The following is a 15,760-nucleotide window of genomic DNA, read 5'->3' as shown; positions in this document are numbered from 1 at the left end:
GCCATGACCCTGCCCAAGACCTGCTCTCCTGCAAGGACGCTGCTCGCCGCCCTCACCCTTGGCACGGCGCTTGGCACTTTCGGCCTTGTGGCAAGCGGCTACGCACAAGACAGCAACGCCTCGCAGAACAGCCTGAGCAATGTGCCCGCCAGCCTGATGGCCGACCGGATCTCGCTTTCGGGGTCTGACACGCTGGTCGCGGAAGGCGCGGTCGAGATCTATTACGAGGGCAACCGCGTCACGGCCAAGCGCGTCACCTATGACCAGAAGGCCGATACGATCAAGATGGACGGGCCGATCCGCCTGACCGAGCCGCAGGAGGCCGGTGCGGTGATCGTGGCCGATCAGGCCGAACTCTCGCGCGATCTGCAACATGGCATCCTGTTGGGCGCGCGCATGGTGATGGCGCGCGAATTGCAGCTTGCTGCCGCCAAGATCGAGCGCGAGAACGGCAATGTCACCACCATGACCAATGTGGTGGCCTCGTCATGCAATATCTGCGTGGTCGGTGAACGCCCCCTGTGGGAAATCCGCGCCCGCAAGATCACCCATAACGCGCAGGAGCGTAAGCTGAGCTTCGAGGATGCGCAGTTCCGCGTCGCCGGTGTGCCGCTGGTCTGGGTGCCAAAGCTGCGCCTGCCCGACCCCACCGTCACGCGCATGTCGGGCTTTCTGGCCCCGAGCTTCCGCAGCACCTCCAGTCTGGGGATGGGCATAAAGATCCCGTATTTCTTCGCGATCGATCCCAGTCAGGATCTGCTGGTCGAGCCCTATATCTCCAGCGGTTGGACCCGCACGCTGGGGCTGCGCTACCGCCGCGCCTTCAATGACGGCGAGATCAGCATTTCCGGTGCCTTCAGCAATGACAGCATCATCAAAGGGGCCAATCGCGGCTATCTCTTTGCCGATGGCAGCTTCACCCTGCCCGATGATTTCAAGCTGGGCCTGCAACTGCGGATGGTGTCCGATGATGCCTATCTGCTGAATTACGATGTCAGCGATGCCGACCGGCTCTGGTCGGGGCTGACCCTTGAACGGGTCCGCTCGGACGAGCTGATCTGGGCCCGCGCCGGTCGCACCCATTCGCTGCGCGAAGACGAGGACAACAATACCGAGCCGATGCTGGCAGGCGATGCGGAATGGACACGGGTCTATCACCCCGCCCGTATCGGCGGCGAGTTGACGGCAAGCTGGGATCTCGAGACCTTCCGCCGCAATTCCAGCTCGACCACGGACGGGCCGGATTGGGACGATATTCCCGACGGGCGCGACATGACCCGCAGCTCGCTGACCGCCAACTGGCGGCGCAACTGGCTGCTGTCTTACGGCATCATGGCCAGCACGCAGGCCCAGCTTGCCGCCGATGCCTTCGTGATCCGTCAGGATGACTCCTATGACGATACCATCCTGCGCGCCCAGCCGCAGCTTGCCACCGAATTGCGCTGGCCCTGGACCCGCAGCACCGGTCGCGCGGCCCATGTGATCGAGCCCATCGCGCAGATCGTCTGGGCCCCCAACAACCTCACCCGTGCGCCCAACGAGGACAGCACGCTGCGCGAGTTCGACGAAGGCAACCTGTTCAGCCTGTCGCGCTATCCGGGGCTGGATGCACGCGAACGCGGCCTGCGCGCCAATGTCGGCGTCAGCTATACCCGCTATGACGCGGCGGGATGGTCTTTGGGTACCACTGTCGGGCGCGTGTTCTATGCGCAGGATCTCGAACAGTTCTCGTCGGAAAGCTCGCTTTCGGGCAATAGCTCGGACTGGCTTCTGGCCAGCAACCTGCAAACCTCGGGCGGGCTGACCGTGTCGAACCGTGCGCAGTTCGACGATGATTTCAACACCACCCGCGAAGAGCTGCGCCTTGCCTATTCGGGCGCGACCTATGATCTGGCGGCGGGCTATCTGTGGATGGACAGCGCCATTCTGGCGGGCACCTCGGAGGATATCTCCGAATTGCAGCTTGACAGCGCATGGCATTGGGGGCGCGGCTGGTCGGGCACATTCGATGCCCGCTACGACCTTATCGCAGAGCGGGCGGCAAAGGCGAAACTGGGCGTGACATGGGTAAATGATTGCGTGAGCGTCGATCTTTCCCTCTCGCGCCGCTTCACTTCCTCGACTAATGTGGACCCCGAAACAAGCGTCGGACTTTCCGTGGCTTTGGCCGGATTTGGCGGTGCCAATGACGGAACCTCGGCCAGTAAGGTCTGTGTAAGGTAAGACAGACGCCCGATGCAGATTGCGTATCGCGGCCAATGACGACAAAGCAGGTATAATGATGACGGCACTTTCAGGCATGGCGAAAAGCAAAGGCTTCAACGCATTGCGCAGCAAGGTAACGCGGCTCGGCTGTGTCTCGGTTCTGGCGCTTGCCCTCATGGGACCTGCCGGTTCGGCCTTTGCGCAGGGCGGCATGTTCTCGCCGGTGATCACCGTCAACGGTCTGGGAATCTCTGCCTATGAAATCAGCCAGCGCGAGCGGATGATCGAGGTGCTGGGCACCACCGAATCCGACCCCCATCAGGCGGCGATCGACGCGCTGATCTCGGATCGTCTGCAAACATGGGAAGCCAAGCGTCTGGGGCTGAGCGTCTCGGATGCGGCGGTCCAGAAGGGCATGGAAGAATTCGCCTCGCGGGCCAATCTCAGCGCCAAGCAGTTCATCGCGGCAATCGGTCAGGAAGGCGTGGACGAGGAAACCTTCCGCGATTTCACCAAGTCCGGTCTGTTGTGGCGTCAGGTCGTGCGCGCGCAGTTCGGCGGGCGGATCTCGATTTCCGATCTGCAGATCAACCGCGCGCTTGCCCCCGAATCCCAACGGGGTCAGGGCACACGCGTGCTGCTCTCCGAGCTGATCATCCCGACGGAAGGGCATGAACAGGAGGCCATGCAGCTTGCCGAACAGGCCACCCGCGGCAGTGCGGCACAATTTGCCGATATCGCCAGCCATGTTTCGGCCTCGCGCTCGCGCGAGAACGGTGGTGCCATCGACTGGATGCCCGTGGCCAACCTGCCCGGCCCCCTGCGCGCCCGTATTCTGGCGCTGAAACCCGGTCAGGCCACCGGCCCGATCAAGATCCCGAATGCCGTGGCCGTGTTCCGCCTGCGCGCAATCGACGAGAACGGGGCAAAACAGGCCAGCCCGCAAACGGTGGAATATGCGCTTTACACGCTGGGCGCGACGGGCAGCGAGGAAGTAGCAACCCGTCTGGGTCAGGTGCAGGCCAGCCCGCATAGCTGCGATGCGCTTTATCCGTTGGCGCGCACATTGCCCGCCAGCCGTCTGCTGCGTGAAAGCGGCACCCCCGACAGCCTACCGCGCGACATCTCGGTGGGGCTGTCCAGCCTGGACCCGGGCGAATATCAGGTGCTGCAACAGGGCGGCAATAGCGCGCTTTTGATGCTGTGCAGCCGCGAAATGAGCCGCAAGGGCGAAGATGGCAAGGTCGAGACCCCCAACCGTGACGCGGCCATGACCAGCCTTGAAAACCGCCAGATCCAGATTCAGGCGGATGGTCTTTTGGCCGATCTGCGCGACGCAGCCGTAATCACACGGCCTTGATTTTGGTGGCGCCAGACTTATCTGACGCTCCAACATATTGGAAATAGGGGGTAAATCCCATGCCTCAAGCACCTGTCATTCTCACCTGTGGTGAACCTTCCGGAATTGGTCCGGAAATCGCCGTCAAAGCATGGGAGGCGCTTGGCGCAAGGCTTCCCTTTGCATGGCTTGGCGACCCCGCACATCTGCCGCGGGGCACCAAGATCCGCGAGATCGGCACTCCGGCCGAGGCCATCACCCATGCTGGCACGGCGATGCCCGTGTTGGTGCATGACTTTCCCAAAGCCGCCATTCCCGGCACCCCCGACCTGGACAATGCCCGCTCGGTGATCGATGTGATCGCGCGCGGTGTCGATCTGGTGATGCGCGGCGAGGGCTCGGCCCTGTGCACCGCACCGATCAACAAGAAAGTGCTCAAGGACGGGGCCAATTTTGCCTTCCCCGGCCATACCGAATATCTGGCCCATCTGGCGGGCGGGTGTAAGGTTGCGATGATGCTGGCCTGCCACGAGCTGCGCGTCGTGCCTGCCACGATCCATATCGCTTTGGCAGATGTGCCCACCGCCTTCACCCCCGAAGTGCTGCGGCAGGTCGTGCGCATTACCCATGAAGGGCTGACGCGGGATTTCGGGCTGGAAAATCCGCAGATTGCCATTGCTGGTCTGAACCCCCATGCGGGCGAAGGCGGCGCGATGGGACGCGAGGAACAGGACTGGATGATCCGCGAGATTGCGGGGCTCAAGGCCGAGGGCTATGCGCTGACCGGCCCTCTGCCCGCCGATACCATGTTCCACAAAGCCGCCCGCAGCCAGTATGATGCGGCGATCTGCGCCTATCACGATCAGGCCCTGATCCCGATCAAGACGCTGGCCTTCGATGCGGGCGTCAATGTCACGCTGGGCCTGCCCTTTGTCCGCACCTCGCCCGATCATGGCACCGCCTTCAATATCGCGGGCACGGGCGAAGCCAGCCCCGCCAGCCTGATCGCCGCGTTGGAAATGGCCGATACGATGGGTCGCGCGCGCGGATGACCCCTTCGAGGCGCAGCGAGAGGCTTGCCTCGCGCGCGCGGCTCACATATCCCCTGAAAGGTCCGGATGCCGCATCCGGACCTTTTGCATATGAAGACAGACAGGATAGAGCAATGGCAGCGATAGACGGGCTTCCGCCTCTGCGGGATGTAATCCGTGACCATGAACTGGTCGCGAAAAAGCAGCTTGGCCAGAACTTCCTGCTCGACCTCAACCTGACTGCCAAAATCGCGCGTGCGGCGGGCAATCTTGACGGGCATGATGTGCTTGAGGTCGGCCCCGGCCCCGGCGGTCTGACCCGCGGGCTTCTGGCCGAGGGGGCGCGCAAGGTGCTGGCGGTCGAGAAAGACCCGCGCTGTATGCCCGTGCTGGCCGAGATCGCCGCCCATTATCCGGGCCGCCTTGAGGTGATCAATGGCGACGCGCTCGAAGTCGATGTGACGGCGCATCTGCGCACGCCCTACAAGATTGCCGCGAACCTGCCCTATAACGTGGGCACCGAACTGCTGGTGCGCTGGCTGACGCCGAAGGACTGGCCGCCGCAATGGGACAGCCTCACGCTGATGTTCCAGCGCGAGGTGGCCGAACGGATCGTCGCACAGCCGGGCGACAACCATTACGGACGGCTCGCCATTCTGGCGCAATGGCGCACCACCGCACGCATTGTGATGTCGCTGCCGCCCGAGGCCTTCACCCCCGCGCCCAAAGTGCATTCTGCCGTGGTGCATCTGAAAGCCCTGCCCGAGCCGCGCTATCCGGCGGATGCCAAGATTCTGTCGCGCGTTGTAGCGGCGGGCTTCAACCAGCGCCGCAAGATGCTGCGTGCCTCGCTGAAATCTGTCGCGCCCGATATCGAGGCCAAGCTGGAAGCGGTCGGCATCCCGCCCACCCAACGCGCCGAACGGGTCACGATCGAGGAATGGTGCCGCCTCGCCCGCAGCCTCGAAACAAACTGACCGCACAGACCATAAAAAACCGCCCGCGCAGATCTGCTGCACGGGCGGTTTTTCTGTCAGTCTCGTAACTTAGCCGTTTGCCGCTTTCGGAGTATCCTCGGAGGGACCGGCCTCGCCATTGCCCTCTTCGCTTGCCGCTTTCGGCTTGCGACGGTTGCGCGGCGCTTTGGGCTTCTCACCATCGGCGGTGTCGGCCTTTTTGGCGCGCGGCTTACGCGGACGCTTGGGCTTTTCAGCCGCATCAGGGGCCTCTTCGGCCGCAGGGGCTGCGGCTGGCTCGGGCTGGCGTTCCGGCTGCGGCTCGGCGCTTGCGACCGGCGCAGGCTCGCTCTCGCGGCTGACACGCAGATCGCTGCGGCTTTCGGGCGTCTCGACCAGATTGGAATCCTCGGCCTCTACCCGCTCGACATCGCGTGCGGTGTCGCGCTTGCGCCACCCGCCGGTTTCCCCCTGCGGAGTGGCCGGAGCGGACGCTTGGGTATAGCCGTCATTCTGGCTGGAAGCGGCATCGGACATCGCCGCCTGCGCGGGCTGGTCCATATCGGCACCGGACGGGCCATTGCCCTGGCCTGCGCCGTTCTGGTTACCGTTGCCCTGCCCGTTGGGCTGACGCTGCGCCATCTCGCGCTGCGCCTCGTGCAGAAGGCGGGTGTAATGCTCGGCATGCTGCAGAAAGTTCTGCTCTGCCACGCGGTCGTTCGACAGCTGCGCATCCCGTGCAAGACCAAGATATTTATCGATGATTTGCTGGGGCGTCCCGCGGACCTTGCCCTCAGGACCCGAGCTTTCAAAAACCCGGTTGATGATATTCCCGATGGAACGCTGCCGGTTCGACTTGGAACGCGAACGTGATTTGGATGATCTCATCTGCTTTCGTTCAATTTATCCGCCTTTAAAAGCGAGCGGTTTTGACAAGGTCTAGGCCAGATCCGTCACGATCCAACCGGGCCGCGCGGGACAGTCTGGTTGCATAAGGGGTCTATGCCCTTCAACCAAGCCCGCAGTGTTAAGCTGAGCCATGCCGGGAAACTTGTTTCTCCGTGCACGTCCCCTGATAAGCACGTCACGACGGATCTCGCAAGCTAGATTTTCCCTTTATGCTCTTTTTTCGGGGTATTGTCGCCGAAATATCGTGAAGTTTTAGTGAAGACGAACCGCAGGACACTGGCGGATCGGCATATTTCAGGGCCGGAGTCCGGCCTAAAGCGGACGCCGCGCCTCCACAACACGGTCCCGCCCGTCAAGATCGGGCCATATCCGGCAGCCGTCAAGACCGATCTCGGACAGGAAGCCGCAAACCGCAGCCCCTTGAGTCGGCCCGATCTCGAACAGGATGCGCCCCCCGGGGGCCAGATGCACCAGCAGACCGCGCGCGATCTTGGCATAGGCCGACAGACCGTCGCCCCCCGGCGTCAAGGCGCTATGCGGCTCCCAATCCAGCACGTCGCGCGCCAGACCGGCCATCTCGTCCTGCGCGATATAAGGCGGGTTGGAGACGATCAGATCGAACATGCCATCCACCGCATCGAACCAGTCGGAGACCGTCAAGCGCACCCGCTCGCTCAGGCCAAGATTATCGGCATTGCTTTGCGCAACCGCCAGAGCCTGCGGCGAGAGATCCACCCCGACGCCCGTGGCTTTGGGCATTTCCGCCAGACAGCTCAGCAGAATACAGCCCGTGCCCGTGCCCAGATCCAGCACGTTCCGGAAAGGCTGCTGCAAGGCGCGCTCTACCAGAATTTCGGTCTCGGGACGCGGGTCCAGCGTATCCTGAGTGACCTTGAATTTGCGCCCCCAGAACAGCCGCGCCCCCGTGATCTGCGACACCGGCTGGAAGTCCATGCGCGCCGCCAGAAAGCGGGCAAATCTGGCCTGCGCTTCCTCGGCCACGGGATCATGCAGCGCAAGCGTCAGCCGCTCGGGCGAGACCCGCAGCGCATGGGCCAGAAGGCGTCGCGCATCCCCCGCAGCCGATGCGATCCCCGCCTCCCGCAGCTTGGTCACGGCCTCGCGCAACAATACACCGCCCTGCATGCGCCTTACCCCTCCATCTCGGCCAGTCGGGCCGCCTGATCATCCGCCACCAGTGCGTCGATCACCTCGTCCAGATCACCGCCCATGATCTGGCTCAGCGCGTATAGCGTCAGGTTGATGCGGTGATCGGTCAGCCGCCCTTGCGGGAAATTATAGGTGCGGATGCGCTCGGAGCGGTCACCGGAGCCCACCTGCCCCTTACGCGCGGCAGAGCGCTCCGCATCCATGCGCGCGCGCTCCATATCATAAAGCCTTGCGCGCAGCACGGCCATCGCATTGGCACGGTTCTGATGCTGGGATTTTTCCGAAGAGGTCACCACAAGACCGGTGGGCAAATGGGTGATCCGCACGGCAGAATCGGTGGTATTGACGTGCTGGCCACCGGCCCCCGACGACCGCATCGTATCGATCCGGATATCCGAAGCCGGAATGTCGATATCGACCTCCTCGGCCTCGGGCAGCACCGCGACGGTCGCGGCGGAGGTATGGATACGGCCACCGGCTTCGGTTTCCGGCACGCGTTGCACGCGATGCACGCCCGATTCGTATTTCAGACGGGCAAAAACACCCTCGCCCTCGATCCGCAGCATCACTTCCTTGATGCCGCCAAGTTCGGTTTCGGCATAATCCAGTATCTCGACCCGCCAGCCTCGAATGTCGGCATAGCGCTGATACATGCGCAGCAGGTCGCCCGCAAAAAGGGCCGCTTCATCGCCCCCTGTTCCGGGCCGGATCTCGACAATGGCCGGACGCGCATCGGCGGCATCCTTGGGCAGCAACGCCAGACGCAGAGCCTGCTCCAGCTCGGGCAGCTTCTTGCGCAGCAGCGGCACTTCTTCCTCGGCCAGATCCTTCATCTCCGGATCGGCAAGCCAGCCCTCGGCCTCGGCCAGATCGGCCTGCGCCTGAAGCCAGTTCTCGATCTGCTCGACCACGGGCTTCAGCTCGGAATATTCACGGGAAATCCGCGCGATTTCGGCAGGGTCCGGCCCGCTCGAAAGCTGGGCTTCGAGATAACCGTATCGGTCGCGGATCTGGTGCAGGCGGTCTGTCGGTATCATGTCATCGCCTGTCGCGGTTTTCGCCGCATCGGTCAAGAGGATCTGCCATTTCCAAAGCGGCCTTTCCCATATTGGATCAGTTTTCTTACCAATATCGCATTTTTGAGGTGACGCAGCCGCCTTGCCCGCCTATTGTCTGAGACAATTCGTCGCGACCCTGTACTGGAAGGACCCTTATGATGGCCGATACATCCCTAATTTCCGAACTCCAATCCATCGTCGGCCATCGTCATGTCCTGACCGATCCCCGCGCAACCGAACGGTTCCGGCGGGGATACCGTTCGGGCGAAGGCGAGGCGCTGGCCGTTGTCCGCCCCGGCAGCGTGCTGGAACAGTGGAAGGTGATTCAGGCCTGCGTGAAGGCCGATAAAATCATCATCATGCAATCCTCGAATACCGGCCTGACCGAAGGTTCGACCCCCAAGGGTAGCTATGACCGCGAGGTGGTGATCATCTCGACGCGGCGGATGGACCGTGTGCACCTGCTGGATGACGGGCGGCAGGTGGTCGCCCTGCCAGGGGCGACGCTGTTCCGTCTGGAAAAGGCGCTGGACCCGAAAGGCCGCGACCCGCATTCGGTGATCGGCTCCAGCTGTATCGGGGCCTCGGTGATTGGCGGCGTGTGCAACAACTCCGGCGGCGCGCTGGTCGAACGCGGCCCGTCCTACACGGAAATGGCGCTTTTCGCCCAGCTTGATGCCGAAGGAAATTTACACCTTATTAATCACTTGGGGATCGATCTTGGCACAACACCTGAAGAGATTCTGACCCGTGTCGAGAAGGGCGACTGGGGCGCGATCGACCATGAAGGCAATCGCCATGCCTCCGATCAGGGCTATGCCGAGCGCGTCCGCGATATCGAAGCTGACACCCCCGCGCGGTTCAATGCCGATCCGGGGCGGCTCTATGAAGCCTCGGGCTGTGCGGGAAAACTTGCGGTTTTCGCCGTGCGTCTGGACAGTTTCGCGCGCCCGGCACGGCAGAAGACATTCTATATCGGCACCAATTCGACCGAAACGCTGACAAAACTGCGGCGGATCATCCTCAAAGACTTCCCCGTGCTGCCGATCTCCGGCGAATATATGCACCGCGATGCCTATGATATCACCGAGAAATACGGCAAGGATACGGTGCTGGCCATCGACAAGCTGGGCACCGACCGCCTGCCGCAATTCTTCGCGCTGAAAGGGGCCATTGACGGGCGGCTGAACCGCTTCGGCCCCACCCGCCACCTGACCGACAAATTCCTGCAACTTGTCGCCAATCTCTGGCCCGCGATCCTGCCCAAGCGCCTGACCGAATATCGCTACCGCTTCGAGCACCATCTGATCCTGAAGATGCGCGATGAGGGGATCGAGGCGGCACAGAAAACGCTCTCCGAACTCTGCGACGGCAAGGATGCGGATTTCTTCGAATGCGATGCCCGCGAGACGAAAATCGCCGGTCTGCACCGCTTTGCGGCAGCGGGTGCGGCTGTGCGGTATATGGCCCTGCATGAAAAGGACGTGGCCGATATCCTGCCGCTCGACATCGCCCTGCGCCGCAATGACGAGGACTGGTTCGAGCATCTGCCCCCCGAACTGGATGCCCAGATCGAGCACAAGCTCTATTACGGGCATTTCTTCTGCCATGTCCTGCATCAGGACTATGTCGTGAAGAAGGGCGTGGATTCTCACGCGCTGAAAGCCAAGATGCTGGAGATCCTCGACCAACGGGGCGCAGAATATCCGGCAGAGCACAATGTCGGGCATCTCTACAAAGCCAAACCCGCTCTGGCCGCGCATTATTGCGACTGCGACCCGACCAACAGCTTCAATCCCGGTCTGGGCAAGCAATCGCGCAACAAACATTATCACTGACCGTTACCGGTCCTTGCCCGTCGACAGGCCCCATCCGTGGGGCCTGTTCACGTTTCGGGGGACAAGCCGGAACGGACGAAACGCTTTCCCTCACCCCCCAGAAAGACAAAAACCGGAGGCGGGACGGCCTCCGGTTTTCATGTTCCGGTCCAGATATTGCAGCCCTTACGGAGGCGTCCCCCCAGCTGAGCCGCGCGGCTCAGCGGGCGTCCCCACCACCATCCGCATCCGCATCCTCGAACCCTTCACCGGGCATCGGCTGCCCAAGATCATGCGGCGTCTCGTTCTCTTTCAGCTTGGCCTCGCGGCGGCTATGGCCTTCCTCCTCCGTATCACGCCAACGCGCCGGCCGGTCCTCGTAGCGCCCCGAAAGCGCCTCGGGGTTGCGCAGCCAGAGATCGCGCTGCGCGAAGGGAATCTCGATCCCCTCACGGGTAAAGCGGGCGGCAATCTGGTGGTTCACCTCGGACATCACGCGCAGCTTGAAATTCACATCCGACAGGATCATCCGGATTTCGAAATTCAGACTATCGGCCCCGAACCCCACGAACACCACATTGGGCGCGGGGTCCATCATCACTGTCGGCTGGTCCTCGGCGATTTCCATCAGGAGCTTCTCGATCCTGCGGGTATCGGTGCCATAGGCCACGCCCACCGGCACGATCAGCCGCCCCGTCATATTGCCGCGCGTCCAGTTGGTCACCTGACCCGAAATCAGATCGGCATTGGGCACGATCACTTCGGTCCGGTCGAAGGTCTCGATACGCGTCGAACGCACCGAGATCGCCTTGACGACCCCCATCTGCGTGCCGACCTCGATCCAGTCGCCTTCCGAAATCGGGCGTTCGATCAGCAAGATGATGCCCGAGACGAAATTCTGCACGATGGTCTGCAGACCAAAGCCCACCCCCACCGACAATGCCCCCGCCACGATGGCAAGCGAGCTGAGGTCGATCCCCGCAGAAGAGATCGCCACCAGAGCCGCGAGGAAAATACCGATATAGCCGATGCCCGACAGGATCGCGTTCTGCCCGCCCTTATCGATATTGGTCTTGGGCAGGATGGTGCTGCGCAGGGCCGCCTGCACCCCACGGGTGATCGCATAGCCGATGGCAAAAACGATGGCCAACACAAGGAAGATGCTCGGAGAAATCCGCACCCCGCCCATATCGAACCCGTTGCTGAACGTGGTCCAGACCTCGCTCAGGTCTTCCACCCTTGCGCCCCAGTTCAGCGCCAGAACCGGCAGCGCCAGCAACACCAGCACAAACCCCATCAGAATCGGCACAAGACTGTCGCGCCCGTCATCCTCGCGCTTGGTCAGCACCACATAGACCTCGGCGACAAAGCGCTGCAGGGTCAGCACCAGCCCCGCAAGGAACAGCGATTTGATCATCGGCCAGATCAGCTGGTTGGCCGCATTGACATAGCCGATCGCCCCCAGAAGCGGGCCGACAACCGCCACAACGATCACCGCATTGCCGATCAACAGGATCAGGCTGTCACCGAAGGCACGGTCAACCGACTGCTTGTCTTCATTGCGCACATGGCGGCGCAGCACCGCCCCCGTGCGGAACAGCGCAAGCCCCGCCAAGACCTGCAACGGCAGGGTCAGCGCCGCCAGCGCCGCGTCAAGCTGTGTGGCCGCTGTGCTGGCCGCATCCGCTGTTGCAGAGCTGACCGAGGCGCGGGTCAGCGCCATCGCCTGTTCGACAACCCAATGGCCGAACGGGTCCCACAGGGCCTGCAGGAAGCCCATCGACACCACCAGCAGGCGCCCTTCGGCGCGGCGTTCGCTGAGCAGGTTGAACGGGCTGGCCTGCCGGTCATTCCACGGGAACAACCGCCCCGCCAGCCATGCCGAGAACAGCGTGACGGTGGCCACGCCCGCCAGAACACGCAGGAAATCCTGCCATGTCGCGCCGAACAGTCCCGAAATCTGCAGCGCCTGCAACAGCAGCACGATCCCGCCCAGCGGCACAAGGATCTGCCCCACCGAGACGATCATCTCGATCACCATCCGCGCCCGCATGGAAGACCGGCCCAGCAGCCATTGCGACAGATCCTCCATCCAGCGCCGTCCGCGCCCCAGCAGCACCAAGGCCACCAGCACAAGACCGGCAATTACCGGACCATTCTCGCGCAGTTCCTCGAAGCGGGTGGTGCCCTCAAGCTGGGCCTTGCTTTCCTCATACAGCTTGCCCGTCAACTGCCCTGCCACTTTCAGCGCCGAGGCCCAGTTGACCGGATTGAGCGGCGACGGCGACAGCCGCAGCAGCTTGTCCGTCGACCGGCTGCGCAGCTCGCTATCAAGCGAGCGGATCAGCCCGTCGGCGCGTGTGGCCGCCTCGGTGGCGGTGATCGACGGGGCCTGCAATTTGGAAAGCTGGTCATTCAGGTCGCTGCGGCGTTTGGCAATGGCCGCGTCTTCGCTGTCGCCTTCGGCAGGTGCCGGACCCAAAGCTTCAATTTGGTCGCGTATCGTCTTGATCTGGCTGGCATTCGTGTCACGGGCGGCATTGAATTTATCGCGCCATGTGACCAGCGTTGCCCGCAGGTCTTCCAGATCCTGTTCGCTGATCTGCGCCGTATCCTGATTGATCGAGGTCTGGGCAGATGCGGCAAATTTTTCCCATGATTTATAATCAGGGGCAGTTTGGTCCTGCGCCCAGACCATGCCTGCGACCAAAAGGAAGAAGACGGTGGCGGCAGCGCGCAGGACCTGTTGTATCATCCCTCGAAAACCTCGGGCATCGCTGCGGGGGCGCGGTCCAGCCATTCGGGAACCGGCAGGGATTTCTCTTTGAGGAATTCGGGATTGAACAGCTTGGACTGGTAGCGGTTGCCATAGTCGCACAGGATCGTGACGATCCGGTGGCCCGGCCCCATCTCTTTCGCCATGCGGATCGCACCGGCGATATTGACGCCGGAAGACCCGCCAAGGCACAGCCCCTCTTCCTGCAGCAGATCGAAGATGATCGGCAGGGCTTCGTCATCATGCACGTTATAGGACATATCCGGGGTGAACCCGTCGAGATTTGCGGTGATGCGCCCCTGACCGATGCCCTCGGTGATCGACGAGCCCTCGGCTTTCAATTCGCCTGTGGTGTAGAAGCTGTGCAGCGAGGCACCATCGGGATCGGCAAGGCCGATCTTCACGCCCTTGGGCTGCAACGCCATGCCCGTGCCCGCAAAAGTACCGCCCGAGCCGACCGAACAGATAAAGCCATCCACACGGCCCCCCGTCTGGTCCCAGATTTCCGGACCGGTGGTCTGGATATGGGCCTCGCGGTTGGCGGTATTGTCGAACTGGTTGGCCCAGATCACCCCGTTGGGGTCGGTCTTGGCCAGCGCCTCGGCCAGACGGCGCGAGTAATGGACATAGTTATTGGGGTTCTTGTAGGGGGCGGCAGGCACCTGCACCAGCTCGGCACCTGCAAGGCGGATCATGTCTTTCTTTTCCTGAGACTGGGTCTCGGGGATCACGATCACGGTCTTGAACCCCATCGAGGCCCCGACCAGTGCCAGACCGATGCCGGTATTGCCCGCCGTGCCTTCCACAATCGTGCCACCCGGCTTGAGCTGGCCGCGTGCGACCGCATCCCGGATGATAAACAGCGCCGCGCGGTCTTTCACCGATTGGCCGGGGTTCAGGAATTCGGCCTTCCCCAAGATCTCACAGCCGGTCAGCTCGGAAGCTTTTTTCAGCTTGATCAGGGGCGTATTCCCTACCGCCTGTGCCAGATCCTCGCATACTCTCATGATCTTCTCCAATCGATTGCAGCGCCACTTGTCGGCCCCAGACTTAGGACGGGCGATTGGCGGCCTCAAGTCATATTCGTCGCGCAAGCGGGCCCTCAAGCCGAATTTAGGCGAAAATTCTCGCGCGAAATCGGCAATTTGCAAAACGCGCGTTCGTGGTCCTTTCAAAAGGCGGACCGCCGTCAAGGCCGCTTTGCCAAAGCTGTGTAAATGTCCTTATCCACCCGTGCCCCCTCCCGAACGTGGCCCCCGAACGTAGCCCGCATGCAGGGACAGGCAGCCCCCCTTGCACGGGCCTCGTGTCTCGGGCTTGGCCGCCGCATCCGGACGGCATCGCCCTAGGCTTGGCCGAATTCGGCGCGCAGGGCATCGCGGTGGCGGATCAGGGCCTGCGCGCAGATCACGACCATCGAATTGTTCAGCTCGCCCGCGTCCAGAAGCGCCACCATCTCGTCGAAGCTGACCAGATGCGGGCGGATATCCTCGCCCTCCTCCGCCAGCCCCCCCGGCGCGGCGGCATCATCCGTCAGGTCAGCGATCCCGATATAGCTATAGACATATTCGCTTTTGGCACCGGGAGAGGAATAATACTGCGCGGCAGGCACCAGCTTGCGCAGGCTCAGATGCGCCTCTTCCTGCGCCTCGCGCAAGGCGGTCTGCTCGGGGGGTTCAAGCGGATCGACACGGCCCGCAATCGCCTCGAGAAGCCACGGATTGCCATCGCCGCGCGCCATCGGCCCCACGCGGAACTGTTCGATCAGCAGCACCCTGTCGCGTACCGGATCATAGGGCAGCACCACCGCCGCATCGCAGGACACGAAAACCGCGCGATCCATCGGGGCGGACAGCGCACCCGAGAATTTGCGGAATTGTAGCCGGTAATCCTCGACCGAGAAGAACTTGGCATAGGGCATACGCCGGTCGGACACGACGATATCGCCGCGTTCCGCACTGCGCCGGAGTGTGGCGGGGCCGGTCTCGCGGGCGCGCACACGCGCCGCAGCCCGCACCATCATGGCCTCGCGGCGGTCATAGATCTGGTCGAAATCCAGATCCTGCAGGCTGGCCATCGTATCCTCGACAGCCTCGGTCGCCAGCTCGCCCCAAGTCTCGGCCCAGTCGGCAAGGTCCCATGCGCCGCCCGTCTGCCACGCGCCCTCGTCCGGCAAAAAGACCTGCGCCCGAACCGTGCCGCCAATTCCATCGGCACTGACATCGCAGGCATGCAGGCAATATCCGCCCTCATAGGCGTAAAGGCGGGCATCCTCTTCGGGAGTTTCGGTATCGATCAGAATACCGGGAACGCCCAGATCCGAGGGCACCAGAATGGGAAAGGGCAGGTCTTCGCCATTGCGGCGCGCCACGCGCGGCTCGTAGCCATCCAGAAAAGCGGGGCGCATATTCGGCATCCGGCCCAGAACGCGTTCCAGCAAGGGCGGATAGCTAAGGGTTCCGTAGAAGAAATACGTTTTGGTCACGCGATCACCTTATC

The 15,760-nt window shown here is 62.7% G+C and carries 11 protein-coding genes; 5 read left to right on the top strand and 6 right to left on the bottom strand.

Going from position 1 to position 15,760, the window contains the following annotated elements; genetic code table 11:
* Positions 1 to 3 precede the first annotated feature (3 nt).
* The 4 genes from WDB86_RS02385 (at position 4) to rsmA (ending at position 5,552) form a co-directional block, all read left to right on the top strand.
* Entirely contained in the window at positions 4 to 2,223 is a 2,220-nt protein-coding gene (locus WDB86_RS02385; RefSeq protein ID WP_339107410.1) for an LPS assembly protein LptD, read from the top strand.
* A gap of 55 nt (positions 2,224 to 2,278) precedes the next feature.
* Positions 2,279 to 3,565: a SurA N-terminal domain-containing protein gene (locus WDB86_RS02380; protein WP_339107411.1), complete on the top strand. Its 1,287-nt coding sequence runs from the start codon at positions 2,279 to 2,281 to the stop codon at positions 3,563 to 3,565.
* 59 nt (positions 3,566 to 3,624) lie between these two features.
* Complete coding sequence (pdxA, locus tag WDB86_RS02375; protein ID WP_339107412.1) at positions 3,625 to 4,596, top strand: 4-hydroxythreonine-4-phosphate dehydrogenase PdxA; 972 nt, start codon at positions 3,625 to 3,627, stop codon at positions 4,594 to 4,596.
* Positions 4,597 to 4,709: 113 nt separating this feature from the next.
* Positions 4,710 to 5,552 carry a 16S rRNA (adenine(1518)-N(6)/adenine(1519)-N(6))-dimethyltransferase RsmA gene (gene rsmA, locus WDB86_RS02370; protein WP_406736490.1) on the top strand — a complete coding sequence of 281 codons (843 nt, stop codon included), beginning with the start codon at positions 4,710 to 4,712 and terminating at the stop codon, positions 5,550 to 5,552.
* Positions 5,553 to 5,621: 69 nt separating this feature from the next.
* Here rsmA and WDB86_RS02365 read toward each other — a convergent pair whose 3' ends face one another.
* The 3 genes from WDB86_RS02365 to prfA form a co-directional block, all read right to left on the bottom strand.
* Positions 5,622 to 6,419: a DUF4167 domain-containing protein gene (locus WDB86_RS02365; RefSeq protein WP_406736489.1), complete on the bottom strand. Its 798-nt coding sequence runs from the start codon at positions 6,417 to 6,419 to the stop codon at positions 5,622 to 5,624.
* A 333-nt stretch (positions 6,420 to 6,752) separates the two neighbouring features.
* Positions 6,753 to 7,586, bottom strand: a complete 834-nt coding sequence (prmC, locus tag WDB86_RS02360) for a peptide chain release factor N(5)-glutamine methyltransferase (RefSeq protein ID WP_339107415.1) — start codon at positions 7,584 to 7,586, stop codon at positions 6,753 to 6,755.
* A 5-nt stretch (positions 7,587 to 7,591) separates the two neighbouring features.
* Positions 7,592 to 8,647 (bottom strand): peptide chain release factor 1, encoded by a 1,056-nt coding sequence (prfA, locus tag WDB86_RS02355; RefSeq protein WP_339107416.1) that lies wholly within the window; start codon positions 8,645 to 8,647, stop codon positions 7,592 to 7,594.
* A gap of 179 nt (positions 8,648 to 8,826) precedes the next feature.
* Here prfA and dld point away from each other — a divergent pair, with 179 nt between their 5' ends.
* Positions 8,827 to 10,506, top strand: coding sequence for a D-lactate dehydrogenase (gene dld, locus WDB86_RS02350; RefSeq protein ID WP_406736488.1), 1,680 nt, complete (start codon positions 8,827 to 8,829; stop codon positions 10,504 to 10,506).
* A gap of 199 nt (positions 10,507 to 10,705) precedes the next feature.
* Here the strand turns inward: dld and WDB86_RS02345 are convergent, their stop codons facing one another.
* From WDB86_RS02345 to WDB86_RS02335, 3 genes are all read right to left on the bottom strand, one after another.
* Positions 10,706 to 13,240 (bottom strand): DUF3772 domain-containing protein, encoded by a 2,535-nt coding sequence (locus WDB86_RS02345; protein ID WP_406736487.1) that lies wholly within the window; start codon positions 13,238 to 13,240, stop codon positions 10,706 to 10,708.
* Complete coding sequence (locus tag WDB86_RS02340; protein WP_339107419.1) at positions 13,237 to 14,268, bottom strand: cysteine synthase A; 1,032 nt, start codon at positions 14,266 to 14,268, stop codon at positions 13,237 to 13,239. Before WDB86_RS02340 ends, WDB86_RS02345 begins: the two co-directional genes overlap by 4 nt.
* Positions 14,269 to 14,606: 338 nt before the next feature.
* The gene (locus WDB86_RS02335; RefSeq protein WP_406736486.1) at positions 14,607 to 15,746 is read right to left on the bottom strand and encodes an NUDIX domain-containing protein; all 1,140 of its coding nucleotides are present in this window, start codon (positions 15,744 to 15,746) and stop codon (positions 14,607 to 14,609) included.
* Between the last annotated feature and the right edge of the window lie 14 nt (positions 15,747 to 15,760).

It is taken from the genome of Thioclava sp. GXIMD4215 (assembly GCF_045291555.1).
Classification (GTDB): Bacteria; Pseudomonadota; Alphaproteobacteria; order Rhodobacterales; family Rhodobacteraceae; genus Thioclava; species Thioclava litoralis.
Note: the sequence above shows the minus strand (reverse complement) of the source record. Positions and strands in the feature narration are given on the sequence as shown.